The organism is Candidatus Methylomirabilota bacterium, assembly GCA_003104975.1.
Lineage (GTDB): Bacteria > Methylomirabilota > Methylomirabilia > Methylomirabilales > Methylomirabilaceae > Methylomirabilis.
In genome coordinates this window covers 64,672-84,503 of the sequence record PQAM01000001.1, presented here as the reverse complement: position 1 = coordinate 84,503, position 19,832 = coordinate 64,672, and the positions used below count along the sequence as shown (strand labels likewise).

At 59.0% G+C, this 19,832-nt stretch carries 14 protein-coding genes; 2 read left to right on the top strand and 12 right to left on the bottom strand.

The annotated features are described in order from the left end of the window. Positions 1-409 precede the first annotated feature (409 nt). The 4 genes from C3F12_00420 to C3F12_00405 are packed head-to-tail and all read right to left on the bottom strand — an operon-like array spanning position 410 to position 6,332. Positions 410-2,662, bottom strand: coding sequence for a hypothetical protein (locus C3F12_00420; protein PWB48998.1), 2,253 nt, complete (start codon positions 2,660-2,662; stop codon positions 410-412). 53 nt (positions 2,663-2,715) lie between these two features. Further along, a complete protein-coding gene (locus C3F12_00415) occupies positions 2,716-3,096 on the bottom strand; it encodes a DUF2784 domain-containing protein (protein PWB48997.1) in 381 nt (126 codons plus the stop codon). Further along, positions 3,078-4,367 carry a hypothetical protein gene (locus C3F12_00410; GenBank protein PWB48996.1) on the bottom strand — a complete coding sequence of 430 codons (1,290 nt, stop codon included), beginning with the start codon at positions 4,365-4,367 and terminating at the stop codon, positions 3,078-3,080. Before C3F12_00410 ends, C3F12_00415 begins: the two co-directional genes overlap by 19 nt. A 24-nt stretch (positions 4,368-4,391) precedes the next feature. After that, complete coding sequence (locus tag C3F12_00405; protein PWB48995.1) at positions 4,392-6,332, bottom strand: hypothetical protein; 1,941 nt, start codon at positions 6,330-6,332, stop codon at positions 4,392-4,394. Positions 6,333-6,675: 343 nt separating this feature from the next. Between C3F12_00405 and C3F12_00400 the strand changes: the two genes are divergently transcribed. Beyond that, positions 6,676-6,858: a hypothetical protein gene (locus tag C3F12_00400; protein ID PWB48994.1), complete on the top strand. Its 183-nt coding sequence runs from the start codon at positions 6,676-6,678 to the stop codon at positions 6,856-6,858. Positions 6,859-7,382: 524 nt separating this feature from the next. Here C3F12_00400 and C3F12_00395 read toward each other — a convergent pair. The 8 genes from C3F12_00395 to C3F12_00360 form a co-directional block, all read right to left on the bottom strand. Then, positions 7,383-8,522, bottom strand: a complete 1,140-nt coding sequence (locus C3F12_00395) for a hypothetical protein (GenBank protein ID PWB48993.1) — start codon at positions 8,520-8,522, stop codon at positions 7,383-7,385. 735 nt (positions 8,523-9,257) lie between these two features. Beyond that, positions 9,258-9,731 (bottom strand): PIN domain nuclease, encoded by a 474-nt coding sequence (locus tag C3F12_00390; protein ID PWB48992.1) that lies wholly within the window; start codon positions 9,729-9,731, stop codon positions 9,258-9,260. Continuing rightward, positions 9,640-9,834: a hypothetical protein gene (locus C3F12_00385; GenBank protein ID PWB48991.1), complete on the bottom strand. Its 195-nt coding sequence runs from the start codon at positions 9,832-9,834 to the stop codon at positions 9,640-9,642. The genes C3F12_00390 and C3F12_00385 overlap by 92 nt, the downstream gene beginning before the upstream one ends. 171 nt (positions 9,835-10,005) lie before the next feature. Further along, complete coding sequence (locus C3F12_00380) at positions 10,006-11,424, bottom strand: DNA-binding response regulator (GenBank protein ID PWB48990.1); 1,419 nt, start codon at positions 11,422-11,424, stop codon at positions 10,006-10,008. 1 nt (position 11,425) lies between these two features. Then, positions 11,426-13,480 carry a hypothetical protein gene (locus C3F12_00375; GenBank protein PWB48989.1) on the bottom strand — a complete coding sequence of 685 codons (2,055 nt, stop codon included), beginning with the start codon at positions 13,478-13,480 and terminating at the stop codon, positions 11,426-11,428. A 241-nt stretch (positions 13,481-13,721) separates the two neighbouring features. Further along, entirely contained in the window at positions 13,722-13,961 is a 240-nt protein-coding gene (locus tag C3F12_00370; protein PWB48988.1) for a hypothetical protein, read from the bottom strand. Between the two features lie 156 nt (positions 13,962-14,117). Further along, complete coding sequence (locus C3F12_00365) at positions 14,118-17,762, bottom strand: hypothetical protein (GenBank protein PWB48987.1); 3,645 nt, start codon at positions 17,760-17,762, stop codon at positions 14,118-14,120. Between the two features lie 142 nt (positions 17,763-17,904). Next, complete coding sequence (locus C3F12_00360) at positions 17,905-18,183, bottom strand: hypothetical protein (GenBank protein PWB48986.1); 279 nt, start codon at positions 18,181-18,183, stop codon at positions 17,905-17,907. A gap of 591 nt (positions 18,184-18,774) precedes the next feature. Between C3F12_00360 and recA the strand changes: the two genes are divergently transcribed. Beyond that, positions 18,775-19,815 (top strand): recombinase RecA, encoded by a 1,041-nt coding sequence (gene recA / locus C3F12_00355; GenBank protein ID PWB49030.1) that lies wholly within the window; start codon positions 18,775-18,777, stop codon positions 19,813-19,815. The last annotated feature ends 17 nt before the right edge of the window (positions 19,816-19,832 follow it).

Below are 19,832 nucleotides of genomic sequence, written 5' to 3'. Positions count from 1 at the left end.
CTCCGCACCACACCGAGAGGGTGCCCGGTACCCGAGGGGGCGAGGGGAACCATAACGTCCCCGCTTTGTGGGCAAAAAGAATATACCCACTTTCCCACAGAGTGTCAAGCCTCAGTCTCCAGTCAAAAGCAATACCGTGGAGGTCACGCTAGGCTATTCGACCTCCGGCTCCGCCCACATCGCCGCGGGTGTGCAAGGCCCGTATCATGGCAGCGCTCCAAAAAACAACGTGACTCCCCCTACTGGAACAGTCACACTTCCCGTTCAGATCCAGTGCGATCGTCGGATTCCGTCGCGGATGTCGGAGAGGGTGCAGATGGTATTCCAACGTTTGCCGGGGCCGGCGGGTGCGGGTTCGGAAGAGGGTGCGGGTGATGTCGCCTGAGTTCATCGGCGAAGCATCCCGGGATTATCGCTCCCGGTCAAGCCGCGCGGCGAGCTCCTTCGCGCGTGTGAGGTCGAGCTTACCGGAGCCGAGCAGGGGAATCGCCTGGATGGGGAGAAAGTTCTCCTTGCGCGGCAGCCAGAGGTTTGGCACACCCATCCCTCGCAACCGGTGGAGCATCTCATCTATCTCCAGCTCTAACGGCTCGTGTAGCACCATCAACCGCTCGCCCTTCTGATCGTCAGGAAGCGAGGTCACCACGCACTTCCGGTCTGTGGTGCCAAGGGCTGCTTGGATCGCCTCCTCGATCTTGATGTGTGGGACCATCTCGCCGCCGATCTTGCTGAAGCGGCTCAGCCGATCGGTAATCGTGAGAAAGCCGTCGGCATCCAGGCGGCCGATGTCGCCGGTGATATACCATCCGTCCCGGATGACCTGCTGGGTCCGCTCAGGCTCGTGCAGGTAGCCCAGCATCACGTTGGGGCCTTTGACCAGTACCAGACCCTCCTCATTGACCTGTCGGTCGCCAAAGCTCTCCGGATCAACGATGCGGACGGCGATGCCGGGCAGGGGATGACCCGCGGTCTCTGGCTTGTGTCCAACCTGACGCGGCCGCGCCTCGGTCACATCGGGGATATTGACCGACACGACGGGCGAGAGCTCTGTGCACCCATAGCCCTCCAACAGATCGATGCCGAACCGCTCCCGGAACGACTCGGCCACTGTTCCCTTGAGCTTTTCCGCGCCCACGATGGCAAGTCTCAGGGTGGCGAACTGCTCCTTCGAACAGCGCCTCAGATAAGACAGATAAAAGGTTGGTGTCCCGATGAGCAGCGTCACGCGATGCTGCTCGGAGAGCTGGCCCACGGTGCGGGCGTCGAGCGGATTTGAATGGTAGATCACGCCAGAACCGGCGAGTAGGGGAAGCCACAGCGCCCCGGTGAAGCCGAATGAGTGGAAAAAGGGGAGTACCCCAAGAAGGCGGTCGTCCCGATCAATCTGCAAGACCTGTCGGATCGCCTCAATGTTGGAGACGATGTTACCGTGACTGAGCATGGCGCCTTTAGGAGTGCCGGTGCTGCCGCTGGAAAAGATCACTGTGGCCAGGTCATCCATCTGAGACCTTCTCGGTGACAGCAGACGCCTGAGGAGTGCCGCGGGCGTCAGCCGCGCGAGCAGCGCGGCGTTGAGCTTCTGAAACCAGGTGAAGGACTGGGTCACTTCCTCCACGAGGACCATACCATCTCGGTGAGGCAGGCCCAGCTTTTCGAGGAACAATTGGGAAGTATAGATGGTCTTCAGTTCACAACGGTCAATGGCAATCTGCAACGCTTCGGCCGAGGCCGTGTAGTTCAGGCTAACTGGGACTTTTCCGGCCAAGGTGAGGGCCAGGTTCAGGAGGGCGGCCGGAACGGACGGTGGCAGCAGTAGCCCGACCATCTCCTGGCCATCACATCGTTTCAGGACGTCGCGGTGGAAGAGGAGCGCCCCTATCAGGACCTGGCCGAAACGCAGCCTGTGCCCCATGGAATCGGCCATCGCGAAGCGCCGCCACTCGCGCCGTATGGTCGCCAGCGCGGCCTCACCCAGCGGCCACTGATCTCGGCGGTAGAAGGCGGCCTCGGCGCCCAGCAGGCTCACCGCCTGTCGCACCTCGAAGGCGCTGGGCTGTTGTAGGGGAGCACCGAAGGAGATGGTCACAGGATAGGGGATCCGTCGAGGCCACTTGAAGAAGAAGCGGCCACCCTGGAAGCTGAAGATGCTTCCCCAGACGTCGTCAAGGTGAAAGGGTACGATGGGAACATCGAGCCCTTTTGCGATGGCTTCGAACCCCTTTTTGAATGGGAGCAGATTACCGGTTCGGGTGATGGCCCCTTCCGCGAAGATGCAGACGACCTCCCCCGCGCGCAATCGCTCGCGTGCCGTCTTCAGGGCTGTGGCCACGTCACTCCGGGAATCGGTGCCTGCCACGGGGATCGCGCCCATCAGCTTTGCGACCTGGTGAATCCCTGGCGCCTCATACAGCGGGCGGTACATCAGGAACCGTACAAAGCGCTGGGTACAGGCGCTCAGCAGGAATGGATCCACGAACGACACGTGATTACCTATCAGGAGCACCGCCCCTTCTTTAGGCAGGTGTGCCCGTCCCATAACCGTGATGCGATAGAAGGTGTGAGTCAGCAGCCAGAGGCAAAGCCGCACCAGGAAATCCGGCAGGCGGGTGAAAAGCAGGGCCATGAATCCGCGATGCTGAAGGAGCGACTGGAAACCGCTCATAGCATGATCTCCTCCACGATGACTAGTCTGATCCTTTCAATGTCGCATGCCGACTAGGGTGCGAAATTTACGTAGATGGATGCGAGCGCCGACAGATAGAAGGATGTCTGGATAACCGCCTCGACAGATTGTGGATTGAAATCCATCCCGGTGAGGCGATCGAGCTGATACTTGACGAACGAGTCGGGACCCGGCGGGTCTCCCAGTCTCTTTCTCACCCTCCGCTGGAGATCCGTGATCAAGCAGTAGCCATATCCGCGAGACCTGCCGAGGATGAACCAGGAACAGGCTATCCCGATGACCACAACGAGATGGACCACACGGGCACTCTGAAATACCCATCCGACCATGCAAAACACGATGATGGTCAGATGAAGCATATGCAGAAAACGATCTGTCAGTCGAAGGGCCGTTCTCATCTGCGTGGCTCGCACTGCGCTGAGGCTGCTTCGTACTTGGTCGCTATCTCTGTGGCGTACCTGAGCACTTTCTCAAAGGCCACGATATATTGGTCGAGCAAGTCACGAGTGGCATTTGGGAAGGACGGGAGTTTTACAAGGGTAGCGCCTACCCGCTCCGTGTTCGGCAACTCCACTGCGCTATAATCAGGCAAGGCGATGTCGCACCCTAATCGGGCCACCTCACGATAGTGGCCTTCCGTGAAGAAGGGCTGCTGGTGCAGTAGAGGGTACCGGGGTGTGGAGATCTGGCAGCCTTCCTGTCGGAGGGCATCGATCAACCGGTCCAGACGCAGCGGAATCTTGTCGCTGTCGTATCGAATGATGTACTCGAAATACGTCCGTCTGATGTCAGGTGGCGCGAGGAACGTATGAAATCCCAGTGCCTCCAAATGGTGCGAGAGATACTCCAGGTTCTCAGTGCGCAACTGGTTACGCGCCGGCAATGCTTTGAGCTGGACCCGGGCGATTGCAGCAGACAGTGGCGCGATACGTGTTTTGATGCCGAAACTTGTTCCAGCGAAACGGCGCGCCGGAGTCTGTAACTCGATAATCCGGGTAATATCCCCCAGGCAGGTCGCTCGCTCGTAGTACGCATACTCGTCGCACAGGAAGATCCCACCCTCCCCGGCTGGAGCCAGCTTATCGCCCTGCAGACTGAACACCGATACGTCACCGAAACTGCCGCATGGCTTTCCATACCACATGGCTCCATGGGCGTGGGAGGCGTCCTCGATGATCTTGAGGTTGTGCTGTCGAGCGACAGCCAGGATCTCTCCCATTTTGGCGGGGTATCCCCAGAGGTGGACGACGACGATGGCCGTTGTCCGATTGGTGATTCTTCTCTCCATGTCCTTGGGATCGGGTCCCAGGCAATCCGGTTCACTTTCACAAAACACCGGTATGGCTCCCAGCCAGAGCATCGGCACAACGGAGGCCCAGAACGTGGCGGAGGGAACGATCACCTCATCGCCGGGTTTCAGGCCTACCGCAAAGAACGCAGCGAGCAATCCGGCTGTCCCGTTATTGTGGGCCAGCGCATAACGACGCCCGGTCAGGCTCGCGTAGTCCTGCTCCAGTTCTCTGATAATCGGATGGGTGGAGATGTTGCCGTCATGCATGACCCGCAACACCGCCTCTTCATCGTCGCGGGTGAGCATCGGCCAGCGGTTGGCTGCTCGGTGGTCCAGAGTGACAGACGGCGTCCCCCCCAAAGCAACCGGCAAGTCGGTTCGTGTGATGGTCATGGTCTACCCTCCCGCACGGCTTTCTCAGGTCCGTGCAATCAGCGAATCAAAGCGTCTGTTGACCTGTTCGCGGTATCGCTTTACGCATGCGCTCACCTTGAGCTGGTCATAGTTGCACAGACTTAAAGCGATCTTTTCGACTGCCCCAAGATTTTCATCATTGCGTCCCAGACCTTCTCGCGCAACCCACTGCGAGATGTTGGTACGGCGGCGCAGATAATCTTCCAGGGTAAGACAGAATTCTTGTGTCTTGCACCATTCCACAGATGGTACTTTTTGCGCCAATCCGGGAAAAGAGGTAAGTTCAACCTCGTCCTCAACCGGGCCAGGGGTCACCGGGGTGACTGCCCGCGGTATCAACCTGGAAAGCTCGGCGCAGATCCTCCGGCATGTCTCGATACAGCCTGTGATCTTGCCGCCGTAGAGCGATATCCAAGGCAACCTGCTGTCCTTTACGATCCTATGTCTGCGAGAAATATCCAGCGGGTAGCAATCGCCGCGGAACGATGTTGGGACTGCCAGCGGTCGCACGCCGCAGCGCAACGAAATGATCTCCGTCTTGTTGACTGGTGTGCGCAGGTGTTGCGCAGCCTGTTCCAGTAAAAACCGTGCATCCTCCTCCGACACATCGTAGCCCTCTTCAGCGGTTCGAACTAATGTCTCTGTAGGTCCCAGGAGAGCAATCGGTCCCCACGGGAGATAGGTCACGACGTCGCCGTGCTGTTCCATGTCGAATATCAACGGCGTGTGGTGCGCCTCGTGGCGCTGGAGGCCGAGATAGACGCCTTTACTGAGCAGGTGTTTATAGGGTGTCCGCACACCGAAATCCTGATTGACCTTATCGACCCAGACGCCAGCACAATTCACCACGCACCGCGCAGTCGCCTCTGTCTCCCGGTGGTATAACGTATCTTTAAGATGAAGACGCCATAATTGTTCCTTCGCACTGTAGCTGCCGTCTTCCACAGCGCAATAGTTAAGCGGAACGTGTTCGGGTGCTTGGAACGGTGCAATCCACCGGAGCACAAACCGGCAATCGGAGCCTTTCAGAACGCCCTCCTCATACACAAAGGAGCCTTTGGAGCCTACGTCTCGGATGAAAACCGCCTCCCCGAACACGCGCTGCGAGAAAGGCGCGCGGCGCCGGAGCATGCCGGCCAACCAATAGAGATAAAGGCCGGCCTGAACGATCTGACCATTTCGGCCGCCTTCGGAGGAGGGGACGTACCGAAAGAGACACGGAGACACCCGATCACTCATCAGCTTGATCATGGCGTCTCTGGCCCTGGACAAACGGTATACGGAGCACACATCGAGATTTCGAAGATACAGTAATCCTCCCCATATCATCATTCCGGAAGACTGGCTGCTGCCGCCGGCAAAATCGCCCTTGTCAATAAGGAGGACCTTATAGCCTTGGGAACAGAGCTGATGATAGAGACACGCGCCGTTCACGCCCCCTCCAGTGATCATCACATCGAAGCTCGTGCTCTTCGCGTATTCCCAGTTTTGCTCTCGCCACGTTTCCATCACAGTTCCTCCACCTATCCTGGAAGAGGGTAACGCCGGCTGACTCTTCTCCCGCTTTGGTATAAGCCCTGGACCAGCATGTACGGGCCTTACATCCTCAAGGTCGGAATATTCCCGGCGCACCCGCGATGACGCTGACCCAGCCGCCAGATTCGCATTGCCAGTTCGAAACGGCGCCTTCGCACCGTTCGCTGTTTTGGCGCGATGGTTCGCAATAGGGAGTCGTTCCAGGCGGTGCCCAATAATCCAAGCCCGCTTGCAATCGCCCTGCACCATTGACTTTTGCGATGACGCGTACAGCATATTGAATACCCGGTTCGGCATTCGATCTACGACTGTTTGGATCCTCATCCCAGACCGCCAACCAAGGATGGAAAACCTGGTCCGGATACTGGCTTGTCGGAAATACAACAGTTGGAATCGCGAAAAGCCCATTTGCGGGTTTATTCCATTTCAGTTCAAATATCAATGGGTTGACGGGGCTGTTGCCACAGGTCTCTAAGTTAGTATCACCGTTTGGGCAGCGGAGTGCCCATGCATCGGGATTACTCCAGTAAGCCTTATCTTGCAGCATGGAACCCCAAACGAGGTTGGATGCTTGGCAATCATCTTTTTTGCAGAATAGATCGTCACTGACTGGAAATACATTGCCGTTTTTATCCCTTCCCCAGATTTCCATAGATCTTACTTCGACACTGCCATCCGCAGTTCCATCATTGGTGATGCTCAACCACGCCATGACCTGGTTGTAACCATCAGGGGTCTCAGGGTAATTGACATGCCCGAATCTCACTGCGTTGGGTTGTTGCGATGGCGCATCAAGAAAGCACTGGTTGGTGGTGATGTCTTTAATTTTGATATATTTGATCTTCTTGCCGTAGCCGACCTCCATCTTCTTGTTGGCCATATTAAAGTCTTTGACTTTATTGTCTTTGTTGACAAAACCTTCCACATGCAATGAGTTTGGCGATCTGGAGTAGATTCGCGCCTGCTCATAGCCTCCTCCAGCGGAAGCTACCAAAGGCACGAAGACCATTGCTGCGGTAAAGACCATCAGCAGGTTGTGAGTATTCATTGCCATTCTCCTCTCTGATAGCGGTTGTGTGGCTTCGCGTCACAGGGTGGCGGTGTCAGCATCCTTTTCCTGCAAACTGAGCAGGAACGGTGCCAGTCGGCACGACGCCCTCGCAGTAGCGGCGCGCGAACCCTCCGCTCCGGTCTTTCTGTGTGGTTAGGCCTCTTGCGTCCGTTGAGTATGCGAATCGGTCGGCCTTCGCTGGTATACAGGCCGATACCGCGTGAATGATTTTCGATACGCAGGCCAAACCGCGGCGAGAAGGAGAGGATCAGATGCACGAGGTAAGTTTCAAATGAAATGAGGCGTTTCAGAGGGTTGTATTCTGAAACATCAATCTTGGGGGACGTCAGCGGCTCATCCGGGAGGCGGCTAGCGCCGCTGACCGTCCCGCTTCCGATAAAGATCGCTCAAGATCCCATCCTTACGATTCGGTATCGCTCTGCTGCGACAAACCATGATCCGGGAGTGAGCATCGCCTTCGTCTTCAGGGGTGCGCGCCATTGCCCCGCGCCGTTGGTGATCAACGGGACCAGCAGCCCGTACACAATGATGTGGGCGAAGACCCCTTCCCAGAGGACCACGCTGAAAAAGGCGAACGCCGTGAAGAGACCGACGGCCAAGGGTCGGATCATGACCCCTGTAAGGATGAAGATCCCAGCGAGCAGCTCCACGACGGCTGCCAGGAGGACAAAGGTCGCCGGCTGCAGCCCCAGGGTAGGAACGTGGTGGACGTCGAGCACGCCCAGCATAAGGTTGGGCTGCGCGAATTTATATGCCAGTGCCAGGTAGAGCACGTCGGCACCTACCAAGACCCTCAGCAGCCACTGCACCCGCTCGCGAGGCTGGCCTGCGAACCAGGCGCTGAGTCCCGCGGTACCTGGGAAAGACGGCAGCGGCACCGCATATGGTCCGGCTCCCTGGAACAACAGATAGACGGCGGCCGCTCCAACCAGCCCGATGTAGGCGCACATGGCCTGGCCAAAGAGGTAGAGTCCCAGCAGCCCCAGGCCCAGGATCGCGGCGGCTGCGCCCCGCACATAGATGCCCAGCAACAGACAGACGGCGAGCGCGCCTTCGATCACGGCCACCCAACTCCAGTTACCCGGGAGCAGGCGCAACTCGAGGTCCGGCGCGCCCAGCACCGCGCTCTGCATGATCCCGGTGCCCAGTCGCGGCGCGAGCCCGAGGCTTGCCGTCCCCAACATGATGAAGAGCGCGATGCGCAGGGCCACCGGCGCGTAGTCGCCATACGAGGTCAGGCGGGCCTGCAGGTCCGAGGCTGATGATCGAGACGCGGTCCGGCGGTAGAGCAGGACGCAGCCGACCAGACAGAGGGTTGTCAGCAGGTAGACCGACAGACTTGTCCCGTTAAGCTGGGTAAAGATTTCGGGCTTGGGTCTCGCGTTCCACTCGGACGCCTGCTCGGGCGTCAAGACCCAGAGCTCGTGGGCTGTTGCTTCAAGCGCTCCCAGGAGCGGCGCGAGCACGGAAAGGAGAGTAAGGATCAATCGGACAGGGACGGTTAGGGTGACGGTTGTGTTCTTCATCTGTAGGCCTCCTTCTGTTGAGAAAAATCGGTATCACGACCACGACAACCGGTCTTGATAACAAGCGGCATGCCAAAACGGAGACCTCGCGGCAGGATGTTCTAACTCTGCGTGTTCAGAGCCTTTACGGATGGGCTTGGCGGAGAGACGGAGGGGATCAGATGCAGGAGGTACGTTTCACATGAAAGGGTATGTTACAGCCGGTTGTACTCTGAAACATCACCCTCGGTAGGCGCTAGTGTAGTGTCCCACAGGTCCCTTTACAGTGATCGTCATTCCGGGCTTGACCCGGAATCCAGTCTTTCTGCGCTGGATTCCCGCTTTCGCGGGAATACCGCATGCGCCGCTGGTGCGCCCATGGGGATGAAAGTGTGTTGTAAGACCGTCCCGTCACTGGCTGGTCATTGCGAGCGACCAACGGAAGCGCGGCCATCTCACCGTAGTTGCCCCGAACGACTATGAGATTGCCTCGGCTGCGCCTCGCAATGACACGGGGGACTTTCTAGGCAATACCGCATGCGCCACTGGCGCGCCCATGGTTATGAAAGTCGGTGCCCTACACCCCCTCACCTTCGTCCTCTCCCCCATTGGGGGAGAGGAGGTCTTTTTTGGTTCCCCTCGCCTCCTTTGGAGGAGAGGGCGGGGGTGAGGGGGGACTTTCTGGGCAATGACGTCCATTGTTGTGACTTACGCCGTTATGTATAGACGACGCGAGGCGGGCCGAGCAAAAATGGGCTATGCGAGATGGAGCGGCGCAAACCGGCGGATCTGCTGGAAGTGATCGTCCAATGTCAGGAGCGGGCAATCATGACGGATGGCCGTGGCGGCGATGACGGCGTCAACGGTACCGAGCGTGAGCCCACGCCGGGCCATCCGGTATGACAACTCGCCTGCCTTGCGATAGACGTCGTCGCTCACCTCCAACGAGGTCACGGTTCGCAACAACTCATCCAGTGTCCTCAACTCCCTGGTCCCCTTCGCTCCGCGCGACAGCTCTACAATAATCAGACCCGTCACACAGGTGCGATCTCGCCGAAGCAGTTCGCCTACCTTGTCACCGCACGTAGAGGGTGTACCGCGGAAGAATTCGATCCAGGCCGATGTGTCTACGAGGACCTTATCGCTCATGGCGACCCTTGTCCCAGGTGTCGAGGAATTCGAGCCGCCCACGCTTCGCGATGAGATGGTCCACCCGCCGATCCCGAACATAGGCTCGAAGTGCGGTGATGATGACCGCGGTCTTGGTTTTCTCGGCTGAGAGCCTCATCGCCTCCTGGAGTAAATCGTGTGGTAAATTGATCGTCGTCCGCATCGATAGTCCTCCTGCGAGAATGTGCTATGACTGCATCATGTATAGCAGGTATCGTATGCTATTGCAAACGAAATGATGATGCATCTAAATAGGCTAATATGGTCTACCACACTGGTCAAATGTGTATGCCCGAACGATCGTGATGGGAGAAGACAGGATTGCTGGGGGGGCTTATTCGTCAGATTCTACTCGCCGCGCGCCCCACGGGATCTGATAGGCCTTCATCCGGCGCCACAGCGTGGTGCGACTGATCCCGAGGTCTTTGGCCACCAGCGCAAGGTTGCCGCTTCGCGAGTGGAGTTGCTCCAGAATATGATCTTTTTCAATCTGCGTCAGGGTGGGGCTCCCCGCCGTTCGGGAGGGATCACAGGACCTCGGCAGCCATTCGTCCAGATCAAGCCGAGAGCCGTTGCTGAGGAGGACCGCCCGCTCGATCAGGTTTTGCAGCTCCCTGACGTTGCCCGGAAAGTCGTAGTCGCACAGGCGATCTATGGCCTCCTGGCTCAGCCCGATCACCGGCTTTTTCAGCTTCCTGCACTGTTTTTCCAAAAAATAACGAACCAGCAACGGGATATCCTCCTGTCGCTCCCGCAAGGGCGGGGTCCTGATGGGAAACACACTCATCCGGTAGTACAGGTCCCTCCGGAAGGCGCCTTGCTTGACCTCCGCCTCCAGGTCTTTATTGGTCGCCGCGATGATGCGGACATCAACCTGCCTGCAGTCGGTCTCCCCGATCCGCCGCATCCGGCCGTCCTGCAGGACCTGCAGGAGCTTGACCTGCATGGTGGGGCTCATCTCGCTGACCTCGTCGAGGAAGAGGGTCCCGCCATCCGCCACCTCGAAGAGCCCTTTCTTGTCCTGCACGGCGCCCGTGAAGGCCCCGCGCCGATGACCAAACAGCTCGCTTTCCAGCAGGGTCTCCGGGAGCGCCCCGCAGTTCTGCTCGATAAACAGCCCCTTTCGTCTGGGGCCATGCTGGTGAAGATGATGGGCGATCACCCCCTTTCCGGTTCCTGTTTCTCCGGTGAGCAGGATCGTGGCGGAGCTGTCGATGACCTTTTCGATAAGATCGAAGACCCGCCGCATGGCCGGGCTGTTGCCGATGATGGTGTCGGAACGGGGATCGCGTTCGACCTCTCGCTTCAGATACAGATTCTCCGTCTGGAGCCGGTCGTTGGCGGCCTGAAGCTCCTTGAGGAGTCGCTGGTTCTCCATGGTGAGCTCATAGCTTTCGACGGCGCGCTTGACCGTGATCTTCAATTTATCCCGATCCCAAGGCTTCGTGATATAGCGATAGATTCGGCCGTCGTTGATGGCCCGGATGAGCGAGGCGGTGTCGGTATAGCCGGTGAGGACCATCCTGATCGCCTGCGGATGCGTGGCCATAGAACGCTCGAGGAATTCGACCCCCGTCATCTCCGGCATCCGTTGATCTGCAATGATGCAGGCGATCTCGTGCCGCTCCAGGATTGCCAGCCCTTCAGCGCCGCTGGCGGCTTGAAAGACGTCGTAGTCCTCTTCGAACGTCAGGGCGAGGGTCCGTAAGATGTCCCGTTCGTCATCCACGAGCAGAATCCCGTACCGCTTCATCTTACACTCCACTCCACTTTACCGGGAGCTCAACAGTGAACTCCGTTCCCTGGCCATTGTGACTCGATACCCGCATGGCGCCGCCATGCTGCTGGATAATCCCGTAGCTGAGGCTGAGGCCCAGACCCATCCCTTGCCCCACCTTCTTGGTGGTAAAGAAGGGATCAAAGATCTTCGCGAGATGCGCTTCGGGAATGCCGCAGCCGGTGTCCTTGATGACGATGCTGACCTTCTCACCCTGGGATGCGGTGCTGATCCAGATGTCGCCCTTCTCGGGGATCGCCTGGGCCGCGTTGAGCAGCAGGTTCATGAAGACCTGATTGATGCGGCCGGGATGGCATTCCACCTGAGGCAGATTCCCATACTCCCGATGGACGGTGATCCGATTTTTATACTCCTTGGTCAGCAGGCTCAAGGTGGTCTCGATCCCCTCGTGCAGATCGACCGCCACGGGGGCGACATCGTCCGTCCTGGCAAAGGTGCCGAGGTCCATGACAATCCGCTTGACCCGTTCCGTCCCCCGCTTACAACTGGCGATCAGCTCGTTCAAGGTTGCCACGTCCAACCTTGCCTCCTCTTTCAGCTCTGCGAGCCGTTGAGTGGCAGGGTCACCAGGCAGCTCGAGCGCATCGCTCGCCTCGATCAACCCCTTCAGCCTCAGGACATAGTCCCCGATGAAATCCATGTTGCTGTGGACGAAGCTGATAGGATTGTTCAGCTCATGCGCGAGCCCGGCTACCAGAAACCCTAAGGAGGCCATCTTTTCCGACTGGATCAGCTCGCTCTGAGTCTGGGCGAGCTTCTGCAGGGTCTCCTGCAACTCGCGATGCTCCCATGCCAGCGCTTCATTCGCCGCGACCATTTGGGCCGTGCGCTCCGTGACCTTGTGTTCCAGGTCCCGGTTCATCGCTTCCAGCGCGAGACGGTGTTCCCGCTGGGCGGAGAAGAGCTGAGCGATCAGATACCCGCCATAGACCAGACCGAGCTCAACCGTGCCGGCGACGATGGGCAGCCACAGATTCTTCCCTGTGAAGAGCCCATACGCGATCATGAGCAAGAGCGCCGAAAGGCCGAGGGTCGCCCCGAGGGCTCGGAGGGGCCGCAGGTGCAGGGTGGCGAGACTGCCGATCAGGGCCAGGAAGAAGAGGAGGGCATAGCGCACCCCTGAGGAGGGTTCGCGCACCATCCGGCCTGCCAGAAGGTTGGCGACGATCGTGGCATGGATCTCGACACCGGCGGTGAGGCTCCCTGCGTCGGGGGAGAACGGGGTGAAGAAGAGATCTGGGGCGGTGCGTTGCGGCTCGGGCGCCGCCTGGAGAGCCCGGCCGATCAGGACGATCTTGTCGGTGAAGGTCAGGGGCGGCAGCATCCGGTCGGCCTCGAGGGCCTGGTAATAGGACACCGTCTTCACGGTCCTTGGAGGGCCCAGATGGTTAATCAGGTTCGCCTCAGATGGATCGACCCCGATCCCGTGCTCCTGCCCCAGGTAGAGTCCAACGATCCGGGAGGCGAACGAGGGGAGGTCGGGTGAGACGGGAAGGGGCCGTCGCACGGTCCCGTCCGGCTCAATCGGGAGGGTGGCGATCCCCACCGACGCAGCCGTCTGGAACGGTTCGATCGGATCGACCAGGATGGTGTGACGAAAGAGTCGATCGGCGACGACGGCCCGCTCGCCGGCGAGGACGACGTTGCCGACCTCTCGGATGGCTCTCGCCAACGCCTGATCCTCCTCCGGTTGGGAAGGCTCTGCAAAGAGGATATCGAAGCCGATGACCCTGGCCCCCGCCTTTTTCAGTTGATCGATCAGACGGGCGTGCAGGCTCCTGGGCCAGGGCCACTGCTTCGAGATCTCGGCAAACGACGGCTCATCGATGGCGACGACGACGATCTCGCTGGGCGGGGCAAGGGGTCCCCGCAGACGGAACAGGAAATCCAATCCCTTCAGTTCAAGGAGGGAGAAGGGGGGAAGATGAGCGAGAATGAGCATGGCGGCGAAAGCGAAAATGGTGATGAGAGCGGCTTGTAGCGCAGGCCGAACTCTGTCACTGTTGGTCATCTGGTGTATTGTCCTTAGTGTCGTGGTCTACCCGGGTCAGCGATGGCGCCCACATCCCCGATATGGGCGCCATCATCGATCGGCGTAAGGCGGTATCTTCTTTGGGCAATCATCTTTGGGCAATCATCTTAGTGTGTGAGCGATCTGGTACCTTTTATTACTCTCTCGTCGGAGACCCCGGCCTCGTCCCGACGAATGGGAGCGAGCCGGCGTATCGCCACCAGGATGGATTTACGCGCTGCTAGCAGGGGACCTGATACCAATTCCCGTCCCAATAAACCCATTTAGAGCAAGGGTTGATCTGAGTATGGAACACCGTACCTGTACTCGCACTGAGGATCGTTCCGAGGACTGAAGGATTGGCCGCAGTCGCTTCAACCCGCTGAGCAACCTTCCCCTTTCCATCTGTCACGCTGACCAACTTACCAGTTTCAGCGTCTATGGTAATGACCACCTGCCCGTGCTGCCCGTGCGTTTTCATGTTACGTACCTCCCGAGAAGAGATTGACGGTTCCGTTTCGCTCTGCGCTCAGATCGATGTCCGGGGTACTGCTTTGCTCACCTCCTTGCTCGTATCGGATTCCGGCTTGGCCTGGTCTGAAGGTGGCCAATGATCTCATGAGCCACCTCGCCGGTGCTAGAACGCCAGTGTAAGCCTGACAAAGACCGATCGCGACGGCTGTATCTGTGGATTTGCTGGATCGGTATCCTGAAACCTGAATCGCTCGTCGAACAGGTTACGGGCCTCGACAGTGATGAATCCGAGCCGGTTAGGCAGGCGATACCGCACGGCTGCGTCGACAATCCAGAACCGATCGGCTCCGCGTATAAACAGATCCGGTGGCGATGCTTGGGGGTGAAAATCTCCCTCCTGATTGACATAGGTCGCCTTCAATCTGGCGCTGAATCCGGATGGGTGGAAGAGACTGATCCCGAACGGGAGACGGTGCGTGTTGACCTCCCTGATCCCCGCCCCGAACTCTCTATTTCGAGCGAACCGCTCAAACTGATACTCGCCGCTGACGGCAACCCAGGCGTGGGGTGTCCAGTACAGATATCCGCGGGCCAGATACTCTTTCCAAGTAACCTCTCGTGCTCGGGGAACACCACTGGTGGCGTCGAAAAATGGGATCTCCAGGTTGCGTTTTGACACCTCAGCACCGGCGTAGAGCGTGGGTGAGAATCGCTGATCGAGGCCGACCCCGTAACGCCATGCCTCTGTGCCTTCAGCGTCATCAAAGAACTGATTGAACCCGGCTACCTGCGTCGGCTCGATGGTCTGGTCCGAGAGCAGGCGTCTTTTCAGGGTTCGGAAGACCGCCGCGCGCAGCGTCGTGTCGCGGAGGGGATTCAACGTCACCCCTAGCTTCGGGTTGACCTGGTCGCGGTCCACGATCACACCTTTAAAGAAATCGGCGCTTACGCCAACCGTCAGCGTGGCCCACTCAAAATAGTTGATGTTGGAGTAGACGTACAGGTTGGTGTGATGCACATTCTTTGGGTCGACTGTAACAAACCGCATTCCCAGTTGTTGAACATCGATGGTTAGTACATTCCTACGGTCGGCGGTCAGATGTCCGAGGCCGCTGATCACGTGCAACGTCTGAGACCGAAACAGGTGCTGGAGTTCACCCAAATACCCATTCTCCTCCAACGCACCATGGACCCCCTGAAGCCGCAGATCATCGTCTACGTGCTTGTAGATAAACGAGGCGATCACATCGGACTGGGGGGAGAATGCGTGATGAAGACCCAGTCGCGCCGAATGGGTTTCTCGCTCCTGTCGCTCATCCGGTAGGAAGTCGCCGAGGAAGCGCAAGTCTCGATCCCCTTTGTGGGTATCGGTGAACCGATATTCGATCTGTGCGCTAGTGTTGGGTGTGAGACTCGCCTGGACGAAGGCGTTGTACACATCCTGGTTCAGGTCATTGTTTTTCTGGAATCCGTTGTCCTCGTGATGGAACTGGCCAAGGCTATAGGAAACAGGTCCCCAGATGCCCGACTGGACCAACTCATCGCCGAGCGTGTGTTGTTCCCCGGCGGTTCCCGAGGCCAGGAGCGCCACGCGATCACGGACGAAGAGGGGGTTGAACTCGTTCATGGATGGTTCCGCCGGACCGGCACTGCCGAAGATGAACAGCTCGCTCTCTGCCAGTTGCGGCTGCACCGGGGTGATGCTGATCGGCTGCAGGAGCTGAGACTGGAGCAGCTCACTCACCCTGGCGATCTCGTGGCGAGGCAAGGCGGCATACGAGTCGGACAGGAACCTATGGGCCGAGTAGTTGGTGGGATCCTCAATAGCCGCTTTCCACCCCTCAACCAACGCAAGCTGCTGGTATCCCAGTTCATTGTAGATCCGCGCAAGGGTCGCGCCGCGCGCGGCCAGATCCTGGTCCAGCAGCAGGCGCGACCGGTAGACCGCCCGATTGTCGTTGAGCTCGATCGATCGCTGCAGATCTTGCACCGCCTCCACCGGGCGATTGATGCTCTGCTTGCGGATGGCGTCATAGAGCCACGGGGTCGGATCGTTCGGGTCCAACTGCTTGGCGACGGAAAAAGGATCGCCATCCTCGGGATAGCGTTTCACCTCGTAGAGCGCCTTCCCCAAATAGCTCCAATAGAGCGAGACCTTGGGCTCCAGGAGGGTGGCCATCCGCATCTCCTGAACCGCCTCCTCGGTCTGCCCCGACCTGAACAGCGCCAGACCACGACCCAAGTGAGGCTCCCCACGGGTGGAATCTTGCTCGATCGCCTGGTCAAAGGCCGTGATGGCTTCCTTAGTCTTTCCCTGAGCCAGCAAGAGGAAACCCCATGTGCTGGTGACCAGGGGATCTGAGGGAGCTCGCCGGCGGGCCTCCTCGGCCATGCGCGACGCCTCGGAGAGGTTCCCGAGGCCGAAGAGAAGGCGACTGACCTGGATCATGGCCATGGGATTGTCCGACTCCATCTCCAGCGCCTTCCTGGCTGCCTGAAGCGCCTCGTCCAGGCGGAACTCGGCCTGCTTCGCCAGGCTCAGATCGAGGTAGGATGAGGCAGAGGACGGATTGGCGGCAACCGCCTGCATCGCGGCCTGCTGCGCGATCCCCTTCTCATTCCGAACCAGCGCGATGTTGGAACGAAGGCCATGCGCCGGCGCATAGCCGGGATCGAGGGTCAAGGCATGCTCCAACTCTTGGCGCGCCTCGGCCACCCGGCCCTGAATGAGGTAGAGCAGCGCGGCCTGCGTCGGGGGCTGCGGGGAGGATGGGAAGCGGCTCTTGGCTTCAGCGATGACCTCATCCATCTCATCGAAGCGATTCAGTCGATACAGCGCGTTGGCCTCTCCTACGAGGGCCGAAAGGGTAGGGGGTGTCGCCTGCCGGAACGCCCTCAACGCCTCCTCAATCCTTCCTTCCACCAGGTAGGCCCATCCGAGACCGGCGAGGGCCCGTGGGCTCCCTGGATCGAGGGCCAGGGTTTTCTCAAATTCCGTGCGTGCGTCTTTCTGTCTTCCCAGATCGAAGAGGATTTCGGCCAGCGTGAGTCTCGCCCCCGGATCCGCTGGTCCTGAGGCTACGCGTTGCTCCGCATCGGCCAGCCTTTCGGGGAGACGATGCGGCGCGACGCCGGTCAGCGGGTAGTCTCGGACGCTGACGATCCCTGGGTAGTACAGCGACCATTGGACCGCATCGATCGGCTTGAGGAGAAGGGTCTTACTTGGGCGTTCGCCCACCCTGGCCGTGGCCTCCTCGCCCGCCCTTACGACGACAGCCCCTTGAGGATTTCGGAATTCGACGGCCCCATCCAGCACGGCAAGATGCGATTCGTTGGCGAGACCGATGGCGAGATCGAACTCTGTTCCCCGAATGGTGGCCGTCGCGGCCGGCGTCCGAATCTGAAAGGGCCTGCCGTGGCTTGAACTCCAGACCTCCCCTTTTAACAGATTGAGGATCGTCTGGACAGGGCCGACGGCAGCACGGGCAGGTTTGCCTGGAGGCGGCATCACCGCCGTGATCTCCAGGGTGCTGTTGGCGTTGACCTTGATCAGGGACTCGTCGGAGAGCAGGATGGCCGCTCGACTCTTCGGACCCGTCCGCACCACATCCCCAGGGACGAGGATGTGACGGAGCCCTATGGGCTGCCAGTGCTGCGCCCGAAAGACCTCAACGCTACCCCCGACGCTCACAATCCGTCCCGCTTCCTCGGCCATAGCGGAACAGATGCTCAACAGAAGCAAGACGGTTGAGCAGAAGAGGATGGGTAGTATGGAGCGGCGCGGGGTTGACGACCGACAGAGATCCATAGCGTACCATTATAACTGCGAGCTGACTTCGCAAAGTTAACCGACTCCGAGATTGACTATCCGAAGTGAACTATAATGTCAAGATTATAATGTCGTCCATAAAAGAACCGCTTGTGGTGTAGCGAAGAAGCCCGGCCTATCTTCACGCTGCAGCCTGAGACAACGAGACACCTGAGGCTGTTGCGTGAGAAACGGTGAGGGCGAGTACGCGTGCGGCTGCTGCTGTGCGTGTTTCAACCCCCAACTTCTCGAAGATATGCTCCAGGTGCTTCTGTACGGTCCGTGGGCTCCTGCTGAGGATCTGTCCGATTTCGGCATTGGTCTTCCCGTCGCTGACCCAGATGAGCACCTCCACCTCCCGACGCGTCAGACCGAGGCATTCAACGAAGCTCTTGTTGTAGACCCACCCCCTGCTATTCATGCTGATTACACCTCCCCGGCTTGAGTTGCCTTGTGCCTTATTGTTCGTTGCCGGCCGTTTGCGATATCGTTCCTTCCTGAATTAACAAGCCGCATGCCAACATCGAAATCGCACAGCAGATTTCCCTAACTCTGCATTTCCAATGTAGTTCACGGGCAGGCTCAGCCGAGAGGATGGAGCGGATCAGATCGGGGAGATCGCTGTTCCATGAAACAGGATGTTTCAGTCGGTTTCACTCTGAAACATCCCTGCCCGGGGGTGCGGCGTTCGATGGATAGGCTGGTGTCCTGTTTCTCAAATTCGTTGCATATTTGTTGTAGACGTCATTCCGGCCAAGTCCGCATCGCGGGCGCGAGCCGGAATCCAGGAAATACCGGGAGTTCCGGATACCCGCTTTCGCGGGTATGACGGCTTATGTGCGCTAACTTTCGCAAGTAAGTACTAGTCACTATGAGACGGGGAGTGCAGTGTGAATATGACAGCTCCAGCACTCTTGACAACTTGCCGGAAATCGCCTACGGTTGTCACGCGGATAGGTGCGCACGTATGGCGGACTTACAGACCTGGAGGGGAGCCGTGGCGGAGAAGCTGATAGACAGGGGGGACGGTAAAGAACGCGAACGCGCGCTGGATCTGGCGATCGCCCAGATTGAAAAACTATACGGTAAAGGCTCCATCATGAGGATGGGCAGTTCCGGCGCCCTCTTGCCCGTTGCGGCCATTTCTACCGGTTCGCTGGAGTTGGATGCTGCGTTGGGAGTAGGGGGGGTACCGCGTGGCCGCATCATCGAGATTTTCGGACCCGAGTCGTCCGGAAAGACCACGTTAGCCCTGCATATCATCGCCGAGGCGCAACGTGCCGGGGGCTCTGCCGCATTTGTCGACGCCGAGCACGCGCTCGATGCCGGCTACGCGCGGTCCTTGGGGGTCAAGATTGACGACGTCCTGATCTCGCAGCCGGATACGGGGGAGCAGGCGCTGGAGATCACAGAGGTTCTGGTTCGGAGCGGGGCCGTCGATGCTGTCGTGATCGATTCTGTCGCTGCCCTCGTGCCTCGAGCCGAGATCGACGGCGAGATGGGTGAGCCGACCATGGGCCTTCAGGCCAGGCTGATGTCGCAGGCGCTTCGGAAGCTGACGGCGGCCATCAGCAAATCGAAGACCTGCGTGATCTTCATCAATCAACTTCGAGAGAAGATCGGAGTCATGTTCGGCAATCCCGAGACTACGACCGGCGGTCGGGCGCTGAAGTTTTACTCGTCGATCCGGCTCGACATCCGGCGAATCTCAAGCATCAAAGACGGGGAAAATATCGTGGGGTCACGCGTAAAGGTGAAGGTGGTGAAGAACAAGGTGGCCCCGCCGTTCAAGGAAGCCGAGTTCGACCTCATTTACGGTGAAGGGATCTCCCGGACCGGGGGGATCCTGGATCTCGGTGTTGAATACAAGATCATCGAAAAGAGCGGCTCCTGGTTCTCCTATGCCGGAGAACGGATCGGCCAGGGGCGGGAGAACGCGAAACGCTTTTTGCAGGAAAATGGCGAGCTGTGCGGTGAAATCGAAGGTAAGGTGCGCGCGGCCCTGGGGTTAACCGGCGCCGTCGAGGCTGCAGTTACGGCGCAGACACGTTAGATTCCCCCGTCCGGATG

Excerpts from the sequence above, each read along its gene's own strand:
- C3F12_00420 (PWB48998.1), bottom strand. The coding sequence starts at position 2,662 with ATGAGCGGTTTCCAGTCGCTCCTTCAGCATCGCGGATTCATGGCCCTG.
- C3F12_00410 (PWB48996.1), bottom strand. The coding sequence starts at position 4,367 with ATGACCATCACACGAACCGACTTGCCGGTTGCTTTGGGGGGGACGCCG.
- C3F12_00405 (PWB48995.1), bottom strand. The coding sequence starts at position 6,332 with ATGGGCTTTTCGCGATTCCAACTGTTGTATTTCCGACAAGCCAGTATC.
- C3F12_00400 (PWB48994.1), top strand. The coding sequence starts at position 6,676 with ATGCCCGAATCTCACTGCGTTGGGTTGTTGCGATGGCGCATCAAGAAA.
- C3F12_00395 (PWB48993.1), bottom strand. The coding sequence starts at position 8,522 with ATGAAGAACACAACCGTCACCCTAACCGTCCCTGTCCGATTGATCCTT.
- C3F12_00390 (PWB48992.1), bottom strand. The coding sequence starts at position 9,731 with ATGTTCGGGATCGGCGGGTGGACCATCTCATCGCGAAGCGTGGGCGGC.
- C3F12_00385 (PWB48991.1), bottom strand. The coding sequence starts at position 9,834 with ATGCGGACGACGATCAATTTACCACACGATTTACTCCAGGAGGCGATG.
- C3F12_00380 (PWB48990.1), bottom strand. The coding sequence starts at position 11,424 with ATGAAGCGGTACGGGATTCTGCTCGTGGATGACGAACGGGACATCTTA.
- C3F12_00375 (PWB48989.1), bottom strand. The coding sequence starts at position 13,480 with ATGACCAACAGTGACAGAGTTCGGCCTGCGCTACAAGCCGCTCTCATC.
- C3F12_00370 (PWB48988.1), bottom strand. The coding sequence starts at position 13,961 with ATGAAAACGCACGGGCAGCACGGGCAGGTGGTCATTACCATAGACGCT.
- C3F12_00365 (PWB48987.1), bottom strand. The coding sequence starts at position 17,762 with ATGGATCTCTGTCGGTCGTCAACCCCGCGCCGCTCCATACTACCCATC.
- C3F12_00360 (PWB48986.1), bottom strand. The coding sequence starts at position 18,183 with ATGAATAGCAGGGGGTGGGTCTACAACAAGAGCTTCGTTGAATGCCTC.